A 17,543-nucleotide genomic window follows, 5' to 3' on the forward strand; every position below is an offset into this window, starting at 1 on the left:
CTTTCTCCAGTTGAGGGACGACGACAAAATCGATAGCCGGGCCGCCATGCGCCCTAGACAGGCGCGCTGCGCACAAAACCGTTGACCTGCGAGAGAAAGGCCACCGTGGTAAAGGGCCGCCCCTCGGAGCCAATAAACAAGTGGCCGTGCTCGGTGACGAATGCCTGGAATACGGGCCCGTTCACATGCCGCAAGAACGCGGCGTCGTTGCGATAGATTTCAAAAAACAGCAGGGATTGGGGACTGCCCGGCGGCAGCGACTGCAGGCGGGAAGGCGCCGCGCGCGGGCGGTGCACGAGATAAGCCAGCGTATCGGGTTCCTGCGACAGCACGGCTTGCACCAGCACGGCCAGCGCCTGCTCCACCTGCGCCTCGCAGCCGGGCAAAATGAACCACTCGGAAGTCAGATGCAGGGCATCATCGGGATATGGCGTCATCATCAATTCTCCTCATGCAAGCGCTGCTTGCGAAAGTCGGTTAAGAATCTTGCTGCTGCAGTGCCGCCGTCCTCGCCTTGCGGGCGGGATCAGACGATGCCTATGAAGAATTGTTGAATTTACAAAAGATGCGATGCCTGATTCTGCACCGTTTGATATTGCTAAATATTCACCAATATTCACAAATTCAAAATATTTATTTTTTACATTATTTCCTCCATTCAGCCAGGGAATCCAGCGCTCACTGAAGAGCGCGACAGACGCCGCTGCGTGTCCATGCACAACCATGGACTGAAAAAGCCGAGAACCGTCATGCTTATCTAATTTGCAGTTGAAAAATAAGTAACTCCATGGCAGCATGGAATGACATTTTCTTTACTGCAAGGTTGTAATGGATAAGCAATTGCTGTTGATTTGCGCACTGACGTTCATCATCCACATCATCGGCACCCTCGCCTACTCCGTGCGCATCGCCGGCATCCGCACCCGGCGCATCGCCGTATCGCTGGCCCTGTTCAGCATTCTGATGCTGCTGTCGCGCACGTCGAATTCCTTCCTGGGACCGTTCCTGGCCAAGCGGGTGGAAACGGGCATAGACCAGCATGTCGCCGCCAGCACGCTATTGATAGACTTCCGTTGGCTGCTATTCTCCGCCAGCCTGGCGACCATACTCGGCGCAATCCTGATCCCCACCTTCCAGCGCGCCTTCTGCCGCGCCGTCGAACACTTCCAGGTGTACAGGTCGGTGCCGAAACTGCTGCTGCACGCCGTCTTCAAGGGCGGCTTGTCCTACCTGAAGACCTCCGCCAGCCTGCCCAAGCCCGCCAACGTCACGGGCCTGCGCGAAAAATCAGGCGTATCTATTTCCATGACAGCCATGAACGTCATCGCCACGGCACTGTGGACGGTGGGCGTCTTCGCGGCGTTATACGCGGGCGTGCTGGACCCCAGCGTGCGCGTCACCTCCAGCACGCTTTCATCGATCATCAACGGCGGCGCCACCATCATGATGGCCATCTTCATCGACCCGCACATGTCGGGCATGACGGATGACGTCATCGAAGGAAAGATCGAAGAATCGCAATTCCGACGCGCGGTGGTGTGGCTGGTGGGGAGCCGATTGGCGGGAACGCTGATTGCGCAGTTTTTGCTGGTGCCGTCGGCGGTGGTGATTGTGGGGGTGGCGAAAGGGTTGTGAATATTCAATTCTTCACAAAATCTTTTCATCAATCAATTTTATAGATTTATTCGTAAATATTTCAACAAAACTAACTGAAAGAGAAAAATGAAAAATAAATTCAAGTGGTACTTCAAGCCTAGCACAGAAGAAATGACGAAAATATGGGAAAATGGCATACTTACAGTTGACACAAATGTGTTACTTGATCTATATCGATATCATAAAAGTACAAGAGACAGCCTTCTTCAAAGCATTATGGATTTCAAAGGTGAAAAATGGCTTTCTCACCAGGCCTCCATTGAATTTTTAAGAAATAGAACAAAAGTTATTATTTCAGCCGAAAAAACATTCAAGCAGGCGCATGAGGAAACGGAAAGTCTTGAGAAAATATTAAATAGTACAATTTCAAATCTAAAAGGCAATAGAATTATACCTACTGAAATTGCTGGAGACCTTCAAATCGCAACAAAAACAGCAATTGATTTAGCCAAGAAAAAAATAGCTGAAGCAAAAGAGATATATCCTAAATTTCTTCAGTCAGACTCTTTATTGGAACAAATTGCCGACGTATTTAACAACTCCATTGGCAATGATTTCAAAGAAGAAGAAATGGATAATATTAAGAAAGAAGCTGAATTCAGAAAAATAAATACCATTCCTCCCGGTTATTTAGATAAAGAAAAAGATGGTGACCGTCCATATGGCGATTTTTACTTATGGAAGCAAATTCTTGAACATGCGAAGAATCAAGAACTTCCTATCATTCTCGTCACATCCGAGACTAGTGATGATTGGTGGGAGCGGATATCAGGAAAAACAACTGGTCCAAGACCAGAACTCCTAATAGAGTCAATGGAAATATCAGGGCAACGTGTATTGATATATCAAACAGAGAATTTCTTAAAGACATCACTAGAACGCGCGCACAAACCAATAAATGAAATTGCACTGGAAGAAATTCGGCTAATGAACAAATCAAGAGATGAACATTTAACAGCGGTCCAATTTCACTCACAGAAAATTGACGAAAATGAAACCATTAAAAATCGCGGCATCCTAACCATTGAATTAATGCGTAGCGTTTCCAATTTTACGGCAAGCGGACACTTTGAACCAAAACTAAGTGAAGTTCCAAAATTGCAAGTGAGTCTACTGTCTCATCCTCCAGAACTCCCAGCAAGTAGGATTGGCGCAGGCACTGGAACAAAACATGATTTCAACATACACCTTGGATCGACTATACTTGGCACGAAATTGCCTCCGGGCATGTATTCTTTTTCATATTTAGCAACCACTAATATATCAAACGAAAATGAAGAGTCGCCGATCGATGAATTGATCGACGGAAAATTTGAAGAAGAATAAATTTTTCCAATTTTAATTTTCACAATCAAAATATATAGCTATAAATAAATTTCCCACTAAAAAAAGCCGCTATCTCCCGACAGCGGCTTTCTCATTCCTACTCCAGCAGCAGCGCCTTGAACTCCAGCGCTACCCTGCAAGCGAACTAATTACCCCACAAACTTCCGTGCATTCCTGAACATGCGCATCCATGGCGAATCTTCGCCCCATGCTTCAGGGTGATACGACTGTTGCACGCTGCGGAACACGCGTTCAGCGTGCGGCATCAGCACGGTGAAGCGGCCGTCTGGCGTGGTGACGGAGGTGATGCCTTCCGGCGAGCCGTTCGGGTTGTACGGGTACGCTTCGGTAGCGGCGCCCTTGTTGTCGACGAAGCGCATGGCTTTGCTGACCTGGGTGATGTCGCCCGTTTGCGAGAAGTCGGCGTAGCCTTCGCCGTGGGCGATGGCGATACCAGCTTGCGTGCCGGCCATGCCGTTGAAGAAGATCGATGGAGAATCCATCACTTCGACCATGGCAAAGCGGCCTTCGAATTTCTCCGACTTGTTGCGCGTGAATTTCGGCCAGGCGTGGGCGCCGGGGATGATCGATTTCAAATTGCTCATCATCTGGCAGCCGTTGCAGATGCCGAGGCCAAAGCTGTCCGTGCGGTTGAAGAAGCGCGCGAACTGTTCCGCCAGGCTGGCGTTGAACAGAATCGTTTTCGCCCAACCTTCGCCCGCGCCCAGCACGTCGCCGTACGAGAAACCACCCACGGCGATGACGCCCTGGAAGTCGTCCAGCTTGACTCTGCCCGCAATCAGGTCGCTCATGTGCACGTCAACAGCCGTAAAACCTGCCTGGTGCATCACGTACGCCGTCTCGATGTGCGAGTTGACGCCCTGCTCGCGCAGGATGGCGACGCGCGGACGCACGCCGGTGGCGATGAATGGCGCGGCGATGTTTTCGTTCTGGTCAAACGTGACGATCGGCGACATGCCCGGATCTTGCACGTCCAGCAGGCGGTCGTATTCGGCGTCGGCGCAAGCCGGATTGTCGCGCAGGCGGGCGATGCGCCAGCTCGTTTCGCTCCACAGGCGGTGCAGATCAGCGCGCGGCTGGGTGTAAATCAGCTTGGCGTCGCGCGTGAATTCGATGACGTCGCGGTCGTTGAGTTTGCCGATGATATGGCTGCAGGCGCCCAGGTTGAAGGTGCGCAGCACGTCCATGACGAGCGATTTTTCTTCCGCGCGCACCTGGATCACGGCGCCCAGCTCTTCGCTGAACAAGGCGCGCAAGGTCAGTTCGTTGCGGCGTTCCGCTACCTGGCCCGTCCAGTTCTTGGCGTCGCCCCAGTCGCTCGAATGCTCGCCTTCCATGGTCAGCATGTCCAGGTTGACGGACATGCCCGTATGGCCGGCGAAGGCCATTTCCGTCAGGGTGGCGTACAGGCCGCCGTCCGAACGGTCATGGTAGGCCAGCAGCTTGTCGTCGCTATTGAGCTTTTGGATGGCGGCGAAGAAGCCTTTCAGGTCTTCCGCGCTGTCCACGTCCGGCGTTTCATTGCCCAACTGGCCCATGACTTGCGCCAGGGCGGATGCGCCCAAACGGTTTTTGCCGCGCCCCAGGTCGATCAAGATCAATGACGTGTCGCCCTTGTCCGTTTTCAGCTGCGGCGTGAGCGACTTGCGCACGTCCGTCACTGGCGCGAACGAGGAGACGATCAGCGACACGGGCGACGTGACCGATTTCGCCGCGCCCGTGCTGTCGTCTTTCCACGTCGTGCGCATCGACAGCGAATCCTTGCCGACGGGGATGCTGATGCCCAGCGCCGGGCACAGGTCCATGCCGACGGCTTTGACCGTGTCGTACAGCGCTGCGTCCTGGCCCGGCTGGCCGCACGCGGCCATCCAGTTGGCGGACAGCTTGATGTCGGAGATGTCGGCAATCGCTGCGGCGGCGATGTTGGTGACGGCTTCGCCCACGGCCATGCGGCCCGAGGCGGCGGCGTCGATGACTGCCAGCGGCGTGCGTTCGCCCATGGCCATCGCTTCACCCAGATAGCCTTCAAAGCTCATGGTGGTGACGGCGCAATCGGCCACCGGCACTTGCCATGGTCCCACCATCTGGTCGCGCACGGTCATGCCGCCCACGCTGCGGTCGCCGATGGTGATGAGGAAGGATTTGTCGGCCACCGTCGGCAGCAGCAGCACTTTTTGCGCCACATCCTTCAAGTCCATGCCCGTCAGATCGATGGCCGGGAAATCGTTGGCCACGTGGACCACATCGCGCTGCATCTTCGGCGGCTTGCCCAGCAAGACGTCCATCGGCATGTCGACCGGTTCGTTGCCCAGTTCCGGGTCGATCAGTTTGAGTTGACGCTCTTCGGTGGCCACGCCCACGGCGGCGAACAGACAGCGTTCGCGTTCGCACATGGCTTTGAACAGGGGCAGGCTTTCCGGCGCGATGGCGAGAACGTAGCGTTCCTGCGATTCATTGCTCCAGATTTCCTTCGGCGCCATGCCCGATTCTTCCAGCGGGATCTTGCGCAGGTCGAAAATCGCGCCGCGCTTGGCGTCGTTGGTGATTTCCGGGAACGCGTTCGACAAGCCGCCCGCACCCACGTCGTGGATCGAGATGATCGGATTGTCTGCACCCATTTGCCAGCAGGCGTTGATGACTTCCTGGGCGCGGCGTTCCATTTCCGGATTGCCGCGCTGGACGGAGTCGAAGTCCAGGTCGGCCGTGTTGCTGCCGGTGGTCATCGACGAGGCGGCGCTGCCGCCCATGCCGATGCGCATGCCCGGGCCACCCAGTTGCACCAGCAGGCTGCCGACGGGGATGTCGTTCTTGTGCGTGTGCTGCGCCGAGATATTGCCGATGCCGCCCGCGATCATAATCGGCTTGTGGTAGCCGAACACCACATCGCTGTCCACGCCGACGTTCTGCTCATACGTGCGGAAGTAGCCGCCCAACACTGGCCGGCCGAATTCGTTCGAGAACGCGGCGCCGCCCAGCGGGCCTTCGATCATGATTTGCAGCGGCGAAGCGATGCGCTCAGGCTTGCCATACTGGTCGGCGTCAGCGCGCTTGTCCAATGGCGCCGTCACGGAAGCAGCCGTTTCCCAGCTGCGCACGGCATCCGGCAGCGACAGATTCGATACCGTAAAACCGGTCAAACCGGCCTTTGGCTTGGCGCCGCGGCCCGTCGCGCCTTCGTCGCGGATCTCGCCGCCCGCGCCCGTGGAGGCGCCAGGGAATGGGGAGATTGCCGTCGGGTGGTTATGCGTTTCCACCTTCATCAAGGTGTGCGTCAATTCCGTGGAAGCCGCGTATTCGTGGTTGTCACCGCGCGGGTAGAAACGGGAAACCGTCGCGCCTTCCATGATGGACGAGTTGTCGCTGTAGGCGACGACGGTGCCCTTCGGCTGCAGTTCGTGCGTGTTCTTGATCATGCCGAACAGCGACTTGGGCTGCGCCACGCCGTCGATGGTCCAGTCGGCATTGAAGATCTTGTGGCGGCAATGCTCGCTGTTCGCCTGCGCGAACATCATCAGTTCCACGTCCGTCGGGTTGCGGCCGGCCTTGGTGAAGGCGGCGTCCAGGTAGTCGATTTCGTCGTCCGACATCGCCAGGCCCAGTTCCGTGTTCGCCGTTTCCAGCGCGCGCTTGCCCTGTCCCAGCAAGTCGATCGATTCGAGCGGACGCGCTTCCAGCGTGCGGAACAAGTCCTTGGCGTCGTCTGCGCTGCGCAGCACGGATTCCGTCATGCGGTCGTGCAGCAGGTCGGCCACGGCCTGTACCTGCTCGTCCGACAATTTACCGGCGCCAATGGCGCTGCCCAGGATGCCCGATTTCAGGTTGATGCGGAAAGCGATGCCGCGTTCGACGCGCTTGATGTGCGCCATGCCGCAGTTGTGCGCGATGTCGGTGGCTTTCGAGGCCCACGGCGAAATCGTGCCGAAACGGGGGATGACGAAGAATGCTTCGGCAGCGCCTTCCGTATTGTCAGCCTGGGCCGGCTCGCCGTACGTCAGCAAGGCGCCAAGGCGCGTGCTGTCGTCGTCGGTGAGAGGCGCGCTGGCATCGATGAAATGGACATAGCGTGCTTGTACGGCAACAATCGCAGGCGAAACGGCTTGCAGTTGGCTTAACAGACGGTGGCTACGGAAATGGGACAGGGCATTGGAACCCGGCAGTATCAACATGATTGGAAGGTGGTTGATGCAGCGTGGCTGCGGGTTAAAGGTAGGTATGACAATATCTTTCGTACGGCAAATTTCCTTTGCGCGCATTATACCCGTTTTGCCCCTGCCTTATGACCGGAACTTGGGGCTTTGCCCCGCTTTTGCCCCGCAAAGCGGCAGTTTTTGACACGGCAGCAACACCCTCAGGCGATCATCCGGCGATCACGTAGCGGTTCTTGCCCTGGCGCTTGGCCAGGTACAGCGCCTCGTCGGCCAGCCGGTAGCTGTGGTCCAGCGCCTTGCCCCGGTCCAGCTCGGCCACGCCCACGCTGATCGAGACGAACTGTGTGGCATGGAAAGCCTGACTGACGGCCTCGACCAGGGCGCCGGCAAAGGCGACCGTGTCTTCGCGGCTGCCCGCATACACGATGCCGAACTCCTCGCCGCCCAGGCGCCCGCACAGATGGCCTTGTGTCTTGTCGGCGATGATGGCGGCCGTGCGTACCAGCACCTCGTCGCCCGCATCGTGGCCGTGCCGGTCGTTGATGATCTTGAAATCGTCGATGTCGATCATCAGGAAATGCAGTATGCCGCCATGGGCCGCGCCATGCATCTGCAGCGCGCGCTGCGTGAACATGCGGCGGTTGTTCAAGCCCGTCAGACTGTCCTGGAAAGCGAGCCGCGTCAATTCCACCTTGGCGTGATAGTTACGCAAACGCAATAAACTGAAGCTGACATTCAGCGCCAGGCCGAACAGCACGCTGACGGCGATCATCAACGCCACCCAGGACTGGTCGGGCAAGCCCGCATTCACGGGATACAGGCCGTGGCCCACGTTCCACCACACGCCGGCCACCACGGCCAGGTAGCTGAGGCCGCCATTGAAGATGGAGGCGATGGCCAGGGTCATGAAGACGCCCACGGGCAAGACCCAGAAGCTGGCGTGATTAACGGCGTCGGCCATGGTGCGCAGGCCGAAAGTCAGGGCCAGCACGGCGCAGGCGCCGGAAATGGTCAGCACGGGCAAGGTGGTGCAGCGGTAGCGCGCCACCAGGCTGACCAGCATGCCCAGCAGCGCCAGCACGGCGTGCAGCAGGTTCGGATGATAGGGGTCGGGCATCATCAGCCAGGTCATGCTGTAGGCGACGATGCCCAGCAATTGCGTGACCAGGCCGACCCGGTGCAATTCCGCAAAATAGGTGTGCTGCTGTTCGCTGTTGCCGCCAAACGCGAGGGGAACGGCAACGCGCCGCAGGGTAGACAGATCAGGAACGCGCATGACGGGTATCGACACCAGAAAGAGATAAAGCGCCCGTTAAAGCCTTGCGCATGTCTGGCCGCAACATGGCGCGGCATGCAACAAGTGTTGCATTTTTAAAATACTATCATGCTAGTTAATAAATGGACGAAAAAACAGGCACCGGCACTGCTGCGATGAGCCCCCGCGTCATGAAATACAACGCCGGACGGCGCCGGGCGTCCCTGCCCTCACACGGTACGCCCGATTGCATGCATTTTGCTGGCAGTGTCGGCCGGCTTTGCAGTATGCTGATAAAAAGTAATACTGCCAGGCAGATACCTATAAGAAGAGTTCCCGCCAATGACCGAACAGATGAACGAGAGCTGAACAATGCCAGAAACTAGCGACTTATCTGTCCTGATCGTCGACCCGAATCCCAGCATGCGGGGCAATCTGCACAATATGCTGAACCAGGCGGCCATCACCAAGGTGGAATATGCCGTCAATTCCGGCACGGCCATCCGCTTGCTGATGAAGAAACCGTTCGACATCATCCTGTGCGAATACGATCTTGGTAGTGGCACGGACGGCCAGGATGGCCAGCAATTGCTGGAAGACTTGCGCCATCACAAGCTGATCGGCCTGTGGACGATCTTCATCATGCTGACCTCCGAAGCCATCCACAGCAAGGTGATCAGCGCGGCCGAACTGACCCCGTCCGACTACATATTAAAACCGTTTACCGTCGATGTGCTGAGCGGACGCATCGCGCGCGCCATCGACCGGCGCGCCATTTTCCTGCCCACGTATCAGCTGATCGACAAGGGCGACTTGCGCGAAGCCGTGAAAAGCTGCCGCGCGGCGGAGCTGCAGCACCCGCGCCTGGCGGCCGATTTCACCCGCCTGCGCGCCGAACTGCACATCGCCCTCGATGAATGGAAGGAAGCGGAACAGCTGTACGCCGACATGCTGGCCACGCGGCCCATGGCCTGGGCCCATCTGGGCCTGGCGCGCACCCTGTTCGAACAGCAGCGCCATGAAGATGCGCAGGAGGCGCTGCTGGAACTGGTGGAAACCTATCCCCGCTTCATGGCCGCCTACGACTTGCTGGCGCAAAACCATGAAGCCATGGGCCAGCAGATACAGGCGAAGAAAGTCCTCGAAGACGCGGTGGCCATCTCGCCGCACATGGTGCGCCGTCTGCGCCACCTGGGCGGCATCGCCTACGACACGGGCGATATCGGCGCGGCCGAACGGGCCTACAAACAGGTGGTGAGCAAAGCCAAGTACTCGGAATTCCGCGACCCGGAAGACCACGTCAACCTGGTCAGGGCGCTGGTCAAGAAGGGCGATGCGCCGCAAGCGAGCGGCGTGCTGCGCGACATGGAACGCTCCCTGCGGGGCAGCGCCAACGTGGAAGCCTGCCGCGCCATCTCGGCCGCGATGCTGCATGAATTCTCCGGCAACGACATCGCCGCCGCCGCCGAACTGCAGCTGGCCGCCGCCGCCCTGGACACGGCGCGCGGCCTGTCGACGCAGCTGAAGGTAGGCCTGGTGCAAAGCTGCCTGAAAAACAACCTGGAGCAGGCCGCCTCCGACGTCATGATGAAACTCGTCAACGAAGCCGACAGCGACGTGACGATGGAAGCGGCAGTCGACGTATTTGAAAAAGCGGGCCGCCATGATCTGGCGCAAGGCATGGGCCAGCAGATCACGCACCAGGTGCAGGAATTGATGCAGGATGCGGCAAGCAAGTCGGAAAGCGGCGAGCTCAAGGGCGCCGTCTTCGTGCTGCGCCAGGCCCTGCGCAAAACGCCGGGCAACCTGCCCGTGCTGTTCGCCTCCGTCGACGCCATCTTGCGCCAGCTCAACATGCTGGGCTGGGAAGCCCCGCTGGCCGAACAGGCGCAGCACCAGATGCAGGTGATCCGCAAGATCGACCCCAGGCATCCGCAGCTGGAGTCGCTGAAGCAGCAATATGAGGCGACGCAGCACAAATACGGTATTGCGACCTGACCTGAGGGATGCTGCAAACCTGCCGCGCAGCCCATTTCCGATCATTCACGTAAGGCAATCACGTAGGTCGGATTAGCGGGGCCGCCGAGGCGGAGCGTAATCCGACACCATTGTTGGCTCCGTAGTGTCGGATTACGCGGCGTGCCGCCGCTAATCCGACCTTGCATTATTCCCCTCATGCCGTTCGTGGTATTGCGAACGGCATCGACCGCTGTCAAAATCTTGGTAGGCATATCAAGACCGGGTAACTGGATGCCGTATCCGCCCTTAGGCCCCGAGCCAGCTCCGTAGATCTCGCACCAGTTACCCATCCTCCATGTCAAGATCGGACAGTATCTACCGGAAATGAACGTGCGTAATGCGTAGGTTGGATTAGCGCAAAGCGCGTAATCCAACAAACACAGGCGCGCCGGGTGTTACAAAGACGCCATGTCGATCACGAAGCGATAGCGCACATCGCTCTTGACCACGCGCTCAAACGCCTCATTGATATCCTGGATGCGAATGATCTCGATGTCGGACACAATATTGTGCTTGCCGCAGAAGTCCAGCATTTCCTGGGTTTCCTTGATCGAGCCGATCATGGAGCCGGACAGGCTGCGGCGCGCGCCCACCAGGCCGAAGGCGTTCACGGGCGGCACGGCGCCGTCCGGGATGCCGACGATGACCATGTTGCCGTCCACTTTCAACAGGTTGATGTACTGGTTCCAGTCGATCGAGGCGCCCACGGTGCAGATGATCAAATCAAACGTGCCGGCCAGCTTTGTAAACGTCTCCGCGTCGTTGGTGGCGTAGTAGTGGTCGGCGCCCAGGCGCAGGCCGTCTTCGCGCTTCGACAGGGTCTGGCTCAGCACCGTCACTTCGGCGCCCATGGCGTGGGCAATCTTGACGCCCATGTGGCCCAGGCCACCCATGCCCAGGATGGCCACTTGCTTGCCAGGGCCGGCTTTCCAGTGGTTCAGCGGCGAATACAGGGTGATGCCGGCGCACAGCAGCGGCGCGGCGGCGTCCAGCGGCAGGTTGTCGGGAATCGACAGCACATAGCCTTCCTTGACGACGATGCTGTCCGAGTAGCCGCCCTGCGTGGCCGTCTTGCCGTCCGCTTCGACGCCGTTGTAGGTCTGGATCAGGCCTGGCATGTACTGTTCCAGGTCCACGTTGCGCGCCTTGCAGGTGGTGCACGAGTCGACGAAGCAGCCCACGCCCACGTGGTCGCCCACCTTGAACTTGCTCACATTGGCGCCAACGGCCGTGACGACGCCGGCGATTTCATGGCCCGGCACCATGGGGAAGGCGGCGCCGCCCCATTCGTCGCGCGCCTGGTGGATATCGGAATGGCACACGCCACAGTATTTGATCGAGATGGCCACGTCGTCTTCGCGCGGGGCGCGGCGCTCGAACGTGAACGGTTGCAGTGCGGAAGTCGGGCCCAGTGCGGCGTAGCCTTTGGCGATGGTGGTCATGAAAACTCCTGTATCTATATGTGTGTGACGAAGGGGGACGCGTGCCATGCATGCGATTGCACAAGTGTGCCTGAGAAGCCCGCCCGCCGTTACCGCGATCCTGCAAGACCTTTGCACGATCCTCCAAATCTGCGTAAGATCAAGCCTTGCCCCTCCTCGCCTGACGCCTACTCGCCCCATGTCCACACAGATCCCCCCGCAAGATGAAATCGCCGCCCTGATCAGCCGCCACGCGCCGCGCAATGGCGACTACGCGACGGCCATCGGCAACCTGACGTTTCACCGCCAGTCGTCCGTCACCGAGTCGCTGTTCCATGCGGCGCGCCCCAGCGTGGCCATCATCGCGCAGGGGGCGAAGGACGTCACATTGGGCACGGAAACCTTCCATTACAGCCGCATGCAATATCTGCTGACGTCCGTCGACCTGCCGGTGCAGGTGCGCGTGGCGCAAGCGAGCGAAGAACAGCCGCACCTGTGCGTGGTACTGGGCATCGACATCGCCGACGTGGCGGCGCTGCTCGACAGCGAAAGCGCAGCTGGCGCGGGTGGCACCGCACTGCAGAAAATCCTGCCCGCCACGCGCGGCATTTCCGTCAGTGACGTCTCGCCCGAGCTGCTCGACGCCATGCTGCGCCTCGTGCGCCTGCTCGACAAACCGGGGGAAATCGCCGCGCTGGCGCCCTTGATCCGCCGCGAGCTGACGTATCGCCTGCTCAATGGCCCCGTCGGCGCGCGCCTGCGCCACATGGCGCTGGCCAGCAGCCAGTCGCACCAGGTGGCGCAAGCCATCGACTGGATCAAGCACCATTACGCGCAGCCGCTGCGCATCGAGCACCTGGCCGGCATGGCGAACATGAGCATGTCGTCGCTGCACCACCACTTCAAGGCGATTACGGCGATGACGCCGATGCAGTACCAGAAGCTGCTGCGCCTGCAGGAAGCACGGCGCTTGATGCTGGTCGAGCAGATCGACGCGGGCACGGCCGGCTACCGCGTCGGCTACGCCAGCGAATCGCAATTCAGCCGCGAATACAGCCGCCAGTTCGGCCGCGCGCCCATGCGCGACGTGGGTCAGGTGCGCGCGCAGCTGAGCGGCACCGGCACGGCTTACTCCAGCTTGCCGTAACCGCCGCCGCCCGGCGTCTCGATGACGAACACGTCACCCGCCAGCATGCCGGTCTTGCCGATGTGCGCCAGGTGCTCCACCGTGCCGTCCACCCGCTCGACGTAGTTGCGTCCCAGCGCGCCCGGCGCGCCGCCATCCATGCCGAACGGGGGAATAATGCGGTTGTTCGACAAAATCGCCGCCGTCATGGGTTCCAGAAAGCGCACGCGGCGCACGCCGCCATTGCCGCCATGCCAGCGCCCCGCGCCGCCGGAACCGGTGCGGATGCCGTAGCTGTCGAGGCGCACGGGAAAGCGCCACTCCAGAATTTCCGGGTCCGTCAGACGCGAATTGGTCATGTTCGTCTGCACCACGTCCGTGCCGTCGAAGCCGGGACCGGCGCCGGAGCCGCCCGATATCGTCTCGTAATACTGATATTTTTCGCTGCCGAACGTGAAATTGTTCATCGTGCCCTGCGAGGCGGCCATCGCCCCCAGCGCGCCGTACAGGGCGTTGGTGATGCAGGTCGAGGTTTCCACATTGCCCGAGACGACGGAGGCCGGATACTGCGGATTGAGCATGGAGCCGGACGGGATGATCACGGTCAAGGGCTTCAGGCAGCCCGCGTTCAGCGGTATGTCGTCGTCGACCAGGGTGCGAAACACGTACAGCACGGCCGCCATGCAGACGGCCGATGGCGCATTGAAGTTGTTCGGCAGCTGGACGGACGTGCCCGTAAAGTCGATGACGGCGCTGCGTGCAGCCACGTCGACCCTGATCGCCACCTTGATCTGCGCGCCGTTGTCCAGGTCCAGCGCGTAGCTGCCATCCTTCAAGGTGGTGATGACCCTGCGCACGGCTTCCTCGGCGTTGTCCTGCACATGGCCCATGTAGGCCTGCACCACAAGCAAGCCGAAATGCGCGACCATGTTGTGCAGTTCTTCGGCCCCCTTCTGGTTGGCCGCCACCTGGGCGCGCAGGTCGGCCAAATTCTGCTGCGGGTTACGCGCCGGCCAGCTGGCACCCGCCAGCAGAGCCAGGGTTTCCGCTTCGCGTATCGCGCCCGTGGCGCCGTCGACCAGCTTGAAATTATCGATCAACACGCCCTCTTGCTCGATGCGCGTGGAATCGGGCGGCATCGAGCCCGGTGTCGTACCGCCGATATCGGCATGGTGGCCGCGCGAACCGACATAGAACAGGATGGCCTCGCCCGCTTCATCGAAGACGGGGGAAATCACCGTCACGTCGGGCAAGTGCGTGCCGCCGTGGTATGGGTCGTTCAGCATGAAGACGTCGCCGGACCGCATGGCACCCGCATTGCGCGTCATGACGGTGCGGATGCTCTCGCCCATGGAACCGAGGTGCACGGGCATGTGCGGCGCATTGGCAATCAGCTGGCCTTGGGCGTCGAAGATGGCGCAGCTGAAATCGAGCCGCTCCTTGATGTTGACGGAATGGGCCGTATTCTGCAGGCGCAGGCCCATCTGCTCGGCGATCGACATGAACAGATTATTGAAAATTTCCAGCATCACGGGGTCGGCATCCGTCCCGATGGCGCGCCGCTCGGGCAAGGCGACGACTCTGCGCAAGATCAAATGCCCGTGCGCCGTCACTTCCGCGCGCCAGCCCGGTTCGATGACGGTGGTGGCGTTGGCGTCGCTGACGATGGCCGGACCATCGATAGTATCGCCGGGACGCAGGCTGTCCGCCCCATACAGGCCGCTGTCGCGCCACGCTCCGGCGCAGTACATGGCCACCGTCTGCACGGGCGCCAGAGCGCCTTCACGGGGCGCATATGCCGGCATGACCTCCGGCGGCGCATCGGACGCGCCGATGGCTTCCACGGAAATGGCTTCGACGATCAAGGCGCGCGCCGGCATCAGAAAGGAAAAGCGCTTCTTGTACGCCGCTTCGAACTGCGCTTGCATGCCCGTTACCGTATCGGACAGCACGACGATGGCCGTATCCGTGCCTTCGTAGCGCAGATGCACGCGCGACACCAGCGCGATGCGGTCAAGCGCCACGCCCTGGCGCAGCAAGTCGCCGCGCGCCAGTTCGCCCAGGGCCGCGAAATCGGCGTCCAGTTGCGTGCCCAGTGCCGCTTCGATGGCCTGTTCGCGCATGGCGCTCCGGTCGGCCAGGCCCATGCCGTAGGCCGACATCACGCCCGCCAGGCCGTGGATGAAGACCGTGCGCATGCCCAGCGCGTCGGCCACCAGGCAAGCATGCTGGCCACCCGCGCCGCCAAAGCTGGTAAGCGTATATTCCGTGACGTCGTGGCCGCGCTGCACGGAAATCTGCTTGATGGCGTTGGCCATATTGCCCACGGCGATGGCGATATAGCCTTCGGCCACCTGTTCCGGCGTGCTATCTACCGTGCGGGCCAGCGCTTCGAACTGGGCGCGCACGGTGGCCGCGTCCAGCGCTTCATTCGCGTCGGGGCCGAAGACGCGGGGGAAGAAGGCCGGCTGCAGCTTGCCCAGCATGACGTTGCAGTCGGTGACGGCCAGCGGGCCGCCGCGCCGGTAGCTGGCGGGGCCGGGATTGGCGCCCGCGCTGTCCGGCCCCACCTTGTAGCGGGCGCCGTCGAAGTGCAGGATGGAGCCGCCGCCCGCCGCCACCGTGTGGATGCTCATCATGGGCGCGCGCATGCGCACGCCGGCGATCTGCGTCTCGAACACGCGTTCGAACTCGCCCGCGTAATGCGACACGTCGGTCGAGGTGCCGCCCATGTCGAAGCCGATGACTTTATCGAAACCGGCCAGCGCGCTGGCGCGCACCATGCCGACGATGCCGCCCGCGGGGCCGGACAGGATGCTGTCCTTGCCCTGGAAGGCGCGCGCATCCGTCAAGCCGCCGTTCGACTGCATGAATTGCAGGTGCACGCCGGGCAGCTCCATCGCCAGCTGGTCGACGTAACGGCGCAGAATCGGCGACAGATAGGCGTCGACCACCGTGGTGTCGCCGCGCGCCACCAGTTTCATCATGGGGCTGACCTCGTGCGACACGGACACCTGCGTAAAACCGGCCTCGCGCGCCAGCTGCGCCACCCGCGCCTCGTGCGCGTGGTAGCGGTAGCCATGCATCAGCACGATGGCGATGGCGCGCACGCCGCGCGCATAAGCCTGTTCCAGCGCGGCGCGCGCGGCCACTTCATCGAGCGGCGTGACCACCTCGCCGTGGGCGCCCACGCGCTCATCGATGTCGATCACGTCGCCGTACAGCAGTTCCGGCAAGATGATCTGGCGCGCAAACAGCTGCGGGCGGTTCTGGTAGGCGATGCGCAAGGCGTCGCGAAAACCGCGCGTGATGGCCAGCACGGTCGGTTCGCCCTTGCGTTCGAGCAGCGCATTGGTGGCCACCGTCGTGCCCATCTTGATGGCGCCCACCTGTTCCACGGGCAGCGGCGCATCGGAGGCAAGGCCCATCAGCTGGCGCATGCCGGCCAGCGCCGCGTCGCGGTACTGGCCCGGGTTCTCCGACAGCAGCTTGTGTGTGGCCAGGCTGCCGTCAGGACGGCGCGCCACGATGTCCGTAAAAGTGCCGCCCCGGTCGATCCAGAATTGCCAGTCCATCGTCCTGCCCCCGTACTTATGTGAGATGGCTATTGTAGCCGCCAAACAGGGGCGCGTTTCAGGCGTGCGCGCCTTGCCTTCCGCGTGGATCGGCCGTATGTTGAAGGCATATCAATAAATGGAACGCCCCATGACCCCGACCGACTTTGCCAGCACCGCCCTTCCCCTGTATTCCATCGCCGAACTGCGCGCCATCGAACAAGGCGCCATGCGCGACCTGCCGCAAGGGTTGCTGATGCAGCGCGCGGGCCAGGCCGCCGCCAGTGCCGCCCTGAAGCTGCTGCACGCCACGGAAGACAGCGACGCGGGCCACCGGCGCGTACTGGTGCTGGCCGGCCCTGGCGACAACGGCGGCGATGCGCTGGAAGCGGCCGCGCACCTGGCCGGCAGCGGCCTCGAAGTACTGATATGGCTGGCGCCCGAGGCGCCTGCCACATCGCCCGAGCGCGAACAGGCGCTGAGCCGCGCGCGCAACAGCGCCGCGCGCTTGCTGGAAGCTGCCAACTCCATGGCGTCGGCGGCGGTGGGCGCGGCGCCATGGCACCTGGTCATCGACGGCCTGTTCGGCATCGGCGCGTCGCGCCCCCTGGACGGCGAATGCCGCGACATGGCGCAACTGGTCAACAATCTGGCATGCCCCGTGCTGGCGCTCGACGTGCCCAGCGGCCTGCACGCGGACACGGGCGCCATCGACGGCGTCGCCATCCGCGCCACGCATACGCTCACCTTCATCGGCGACAAACCGGGCCTGCACACGGCGAATGGCCGCGACTATGCGGGCGAGGTGGAAGTGGCGGCGCTGGCCATCGACCCAGCCCTGCTGCCGCCCGCCAACGCCCAGCTGGGCGGCCTGCACCTGTTCGCCCGCCAGCTGCAGCCGCGCCAGCAAAACACGCACAAGGGCAGCTACGGCAGCGTGGCCATCATCGGCGGCGCGCAAGGCATGGCGGGCGCGCCCATCCTGGCGGCGCGCACGGCCCTGCACGCGGGCGCGGG

11 protein-coding genes are annotated in these 17,543 nt (G+C 61.1%); 5 read left to right on the forward strand and 6 right to left on the reverse strand.

Annotation, left to right across the window (positions count from 1 at the left end; genetic code table 11):
• Window positions 1–53: 53 nt before the first annotated feature.
• Together K0F86_RS15260 and K0F86_RS15265 are read right to left on the reverse strand one after the other, a co-directional pair.
• On the reverse strand, window positions 54–440 hold the full coding sequence (locus tag K0F86_RS15260; RefSeq protein ID WP_219135207.1) for a putative quinol monooxygenase: 387 nt from the start codon (window positions 438–440) through the stop codon (window positions 54–56).
• A 9-nt stretch (window positions 441–449) separates the two neighbouring features.
• Window positions 450–797 (reverse strand): hypothetical protein, encoded by a 348-nt coding sequence (locus K0F86_RS15265; RefSeq protein ID WP_219135208.1) that lies wholly within the window; start codon window positions 795–797, stop codon window positions 450–452.
• Between the two features lie 31 nt (window positions 798–828).
• On the opposite strand from K0F86_RS15265, the gene K0F86_RS15270 reads away from it, so the two are divergent.
• Together K0F86_RS15270 and K0F86_RS15275 are read left to right on the forward strand one after the other, a co-directional pair.
• Window positions 829–1,635, forward strand: coding sequence for a lipid II flippase Amj family protein (locus tag K0F86_RS15270; RefSeq protein WP_219135209.1), 807 nt, complete (start codon window positions 829–831; stop codon window positions 1,633–1,635).
• A gap of 87 nt (window positions 1,636–1,722) precedes the next feature.
• The gene (locus K0F86_RS15275) at window positions 1,723–2,982 is read left to right on the forward strand and encodes a PIN-like domain-containing protein (RefSeq protein WP_219135210.1); all 1,260 of its coding nucleotides are present in this window, start codon (window positions 1,723–1,725) and stop codon (window positions 2,980–2,982) included.
• Between the two features lie 149 nt (window positions 2,983–3,131).
• On the opposite strand, the gene purL is transcribed toward K0F86_RS15275, so the two are convergent.
• Complete coding sequence (purL, locus tag K0F86_RS15280; RefSeq protein ID WP_219135211.1) at window positions 3,132–7,169, reverse strand: phosphoribosylformylglycinamidine synthase; 4,038 nt, start codon at window positions 7,167–7,169, stop codon at window positions 3,132–3,134.
• A gap of 190 nt (window positions 7,170–7,359) precedes the next feature.
• Window positions 7,360–8,427, reverse strand: coding sequence for a diguanylate cyclase (locus K0F86_RS15285; protein ID WP_219135212.1), 1,068 nt, complete (start codon window positions 8,425–8,427; stop codon window positions 7,360–7,362).
• A 351-nt stretch (window positions 8,428–8,778) separates the two neighbouring features.
• Between K0F86_RS15285 and K0F86_RS15290 the strand changes: the two genes are divergently transcribed.
• The gene (locus K0F86_RS15290) at window positions 8,779–10,404 is read left to right on the forward strand and encodes a response regulator (RefSeq protein WP_219135213.1); all 1,626 of its coding nucleotides are present in this window, start codon (window positions 8,779–8,781) and stop codon (window positions 10,402–10,404) included.
• Between the two features lie 416 nt (window positions 10,405–10,820).
• On the opposite strand, the gene K0F86_RS15295 is transcribed toward K0F86_RS15290, so the two are convergent.
• The gene (locus K0F86_RS15295) at window positions 10,821–11,867 is read right to left on the reverse strand and encodes an NAD(P)-dependent alcohol dehydrogenase (protein WP_219135214.1); all 1,047 of its coding nucleotides are present in this window, start codon (window positions 11,865–11,867) and stop codon (window positions 10,821–10,823) included.
• Between the two features lie 178 nt (window positions 11,868–12,045).
• Between K0F86_RS15295 and K0F86_RS15300 the strand changes: the two genes are divergently transcribed.
• The gene (locus tag K0F86_RS15300; protein ID WP_219135215.1) at window positions 12,046–12,993 is read left to right on the forward strand and encodes an AraC family transcriptional regulator; all 948 of its coding nucleotides are present in this window, start codon (window positions 12,046–12,048) and stop codon (window positions 12,991–12,993) included.
• On the opposite strand, the gene K0F86_RS15305 is transcribed toward K0F86_RS15300, so the two are convergent.
• Window positions 12,975–16,547, reverse strand: coding sequence for a hydantoinase B/oxoprolinase family protein (locus K0F86_RS15305; RefSeq protein WP_219135216.1), 3,573 nt, complete (start codon window positions 16,545–16,547; stop codon window positions 12,975–12,977). The two genes, K0F86_RS15300 and K0F86_RS15305, sit on opposite strands and share 19 nt — an antisense overlap.
• A gap of 130 nt (window positions 16,548–16,677) precedes the next feature.
• On the opposite strand from K0F86_RS15305, the gene K0F86_RS27550 reads away from it, so the two are divergent.
• Window positions 16,678–17,543 (forward strand): NAD(P)H-hydrate epimerase (locus K0F86_RS27550; protein ID WP_257572189.1); only part of this gene is annotated, 866 nt, incomplete at its 3' end.

It is taken from the genome of Janthinobacterium sp. UMAB-60, assembly GCF_900095235.1.
GTDB lineage: Bacteria > Pseudomonadota > Gammaproteobacteria > Burkholderiales > Burkholderiaceae_D > Janthinobacterium.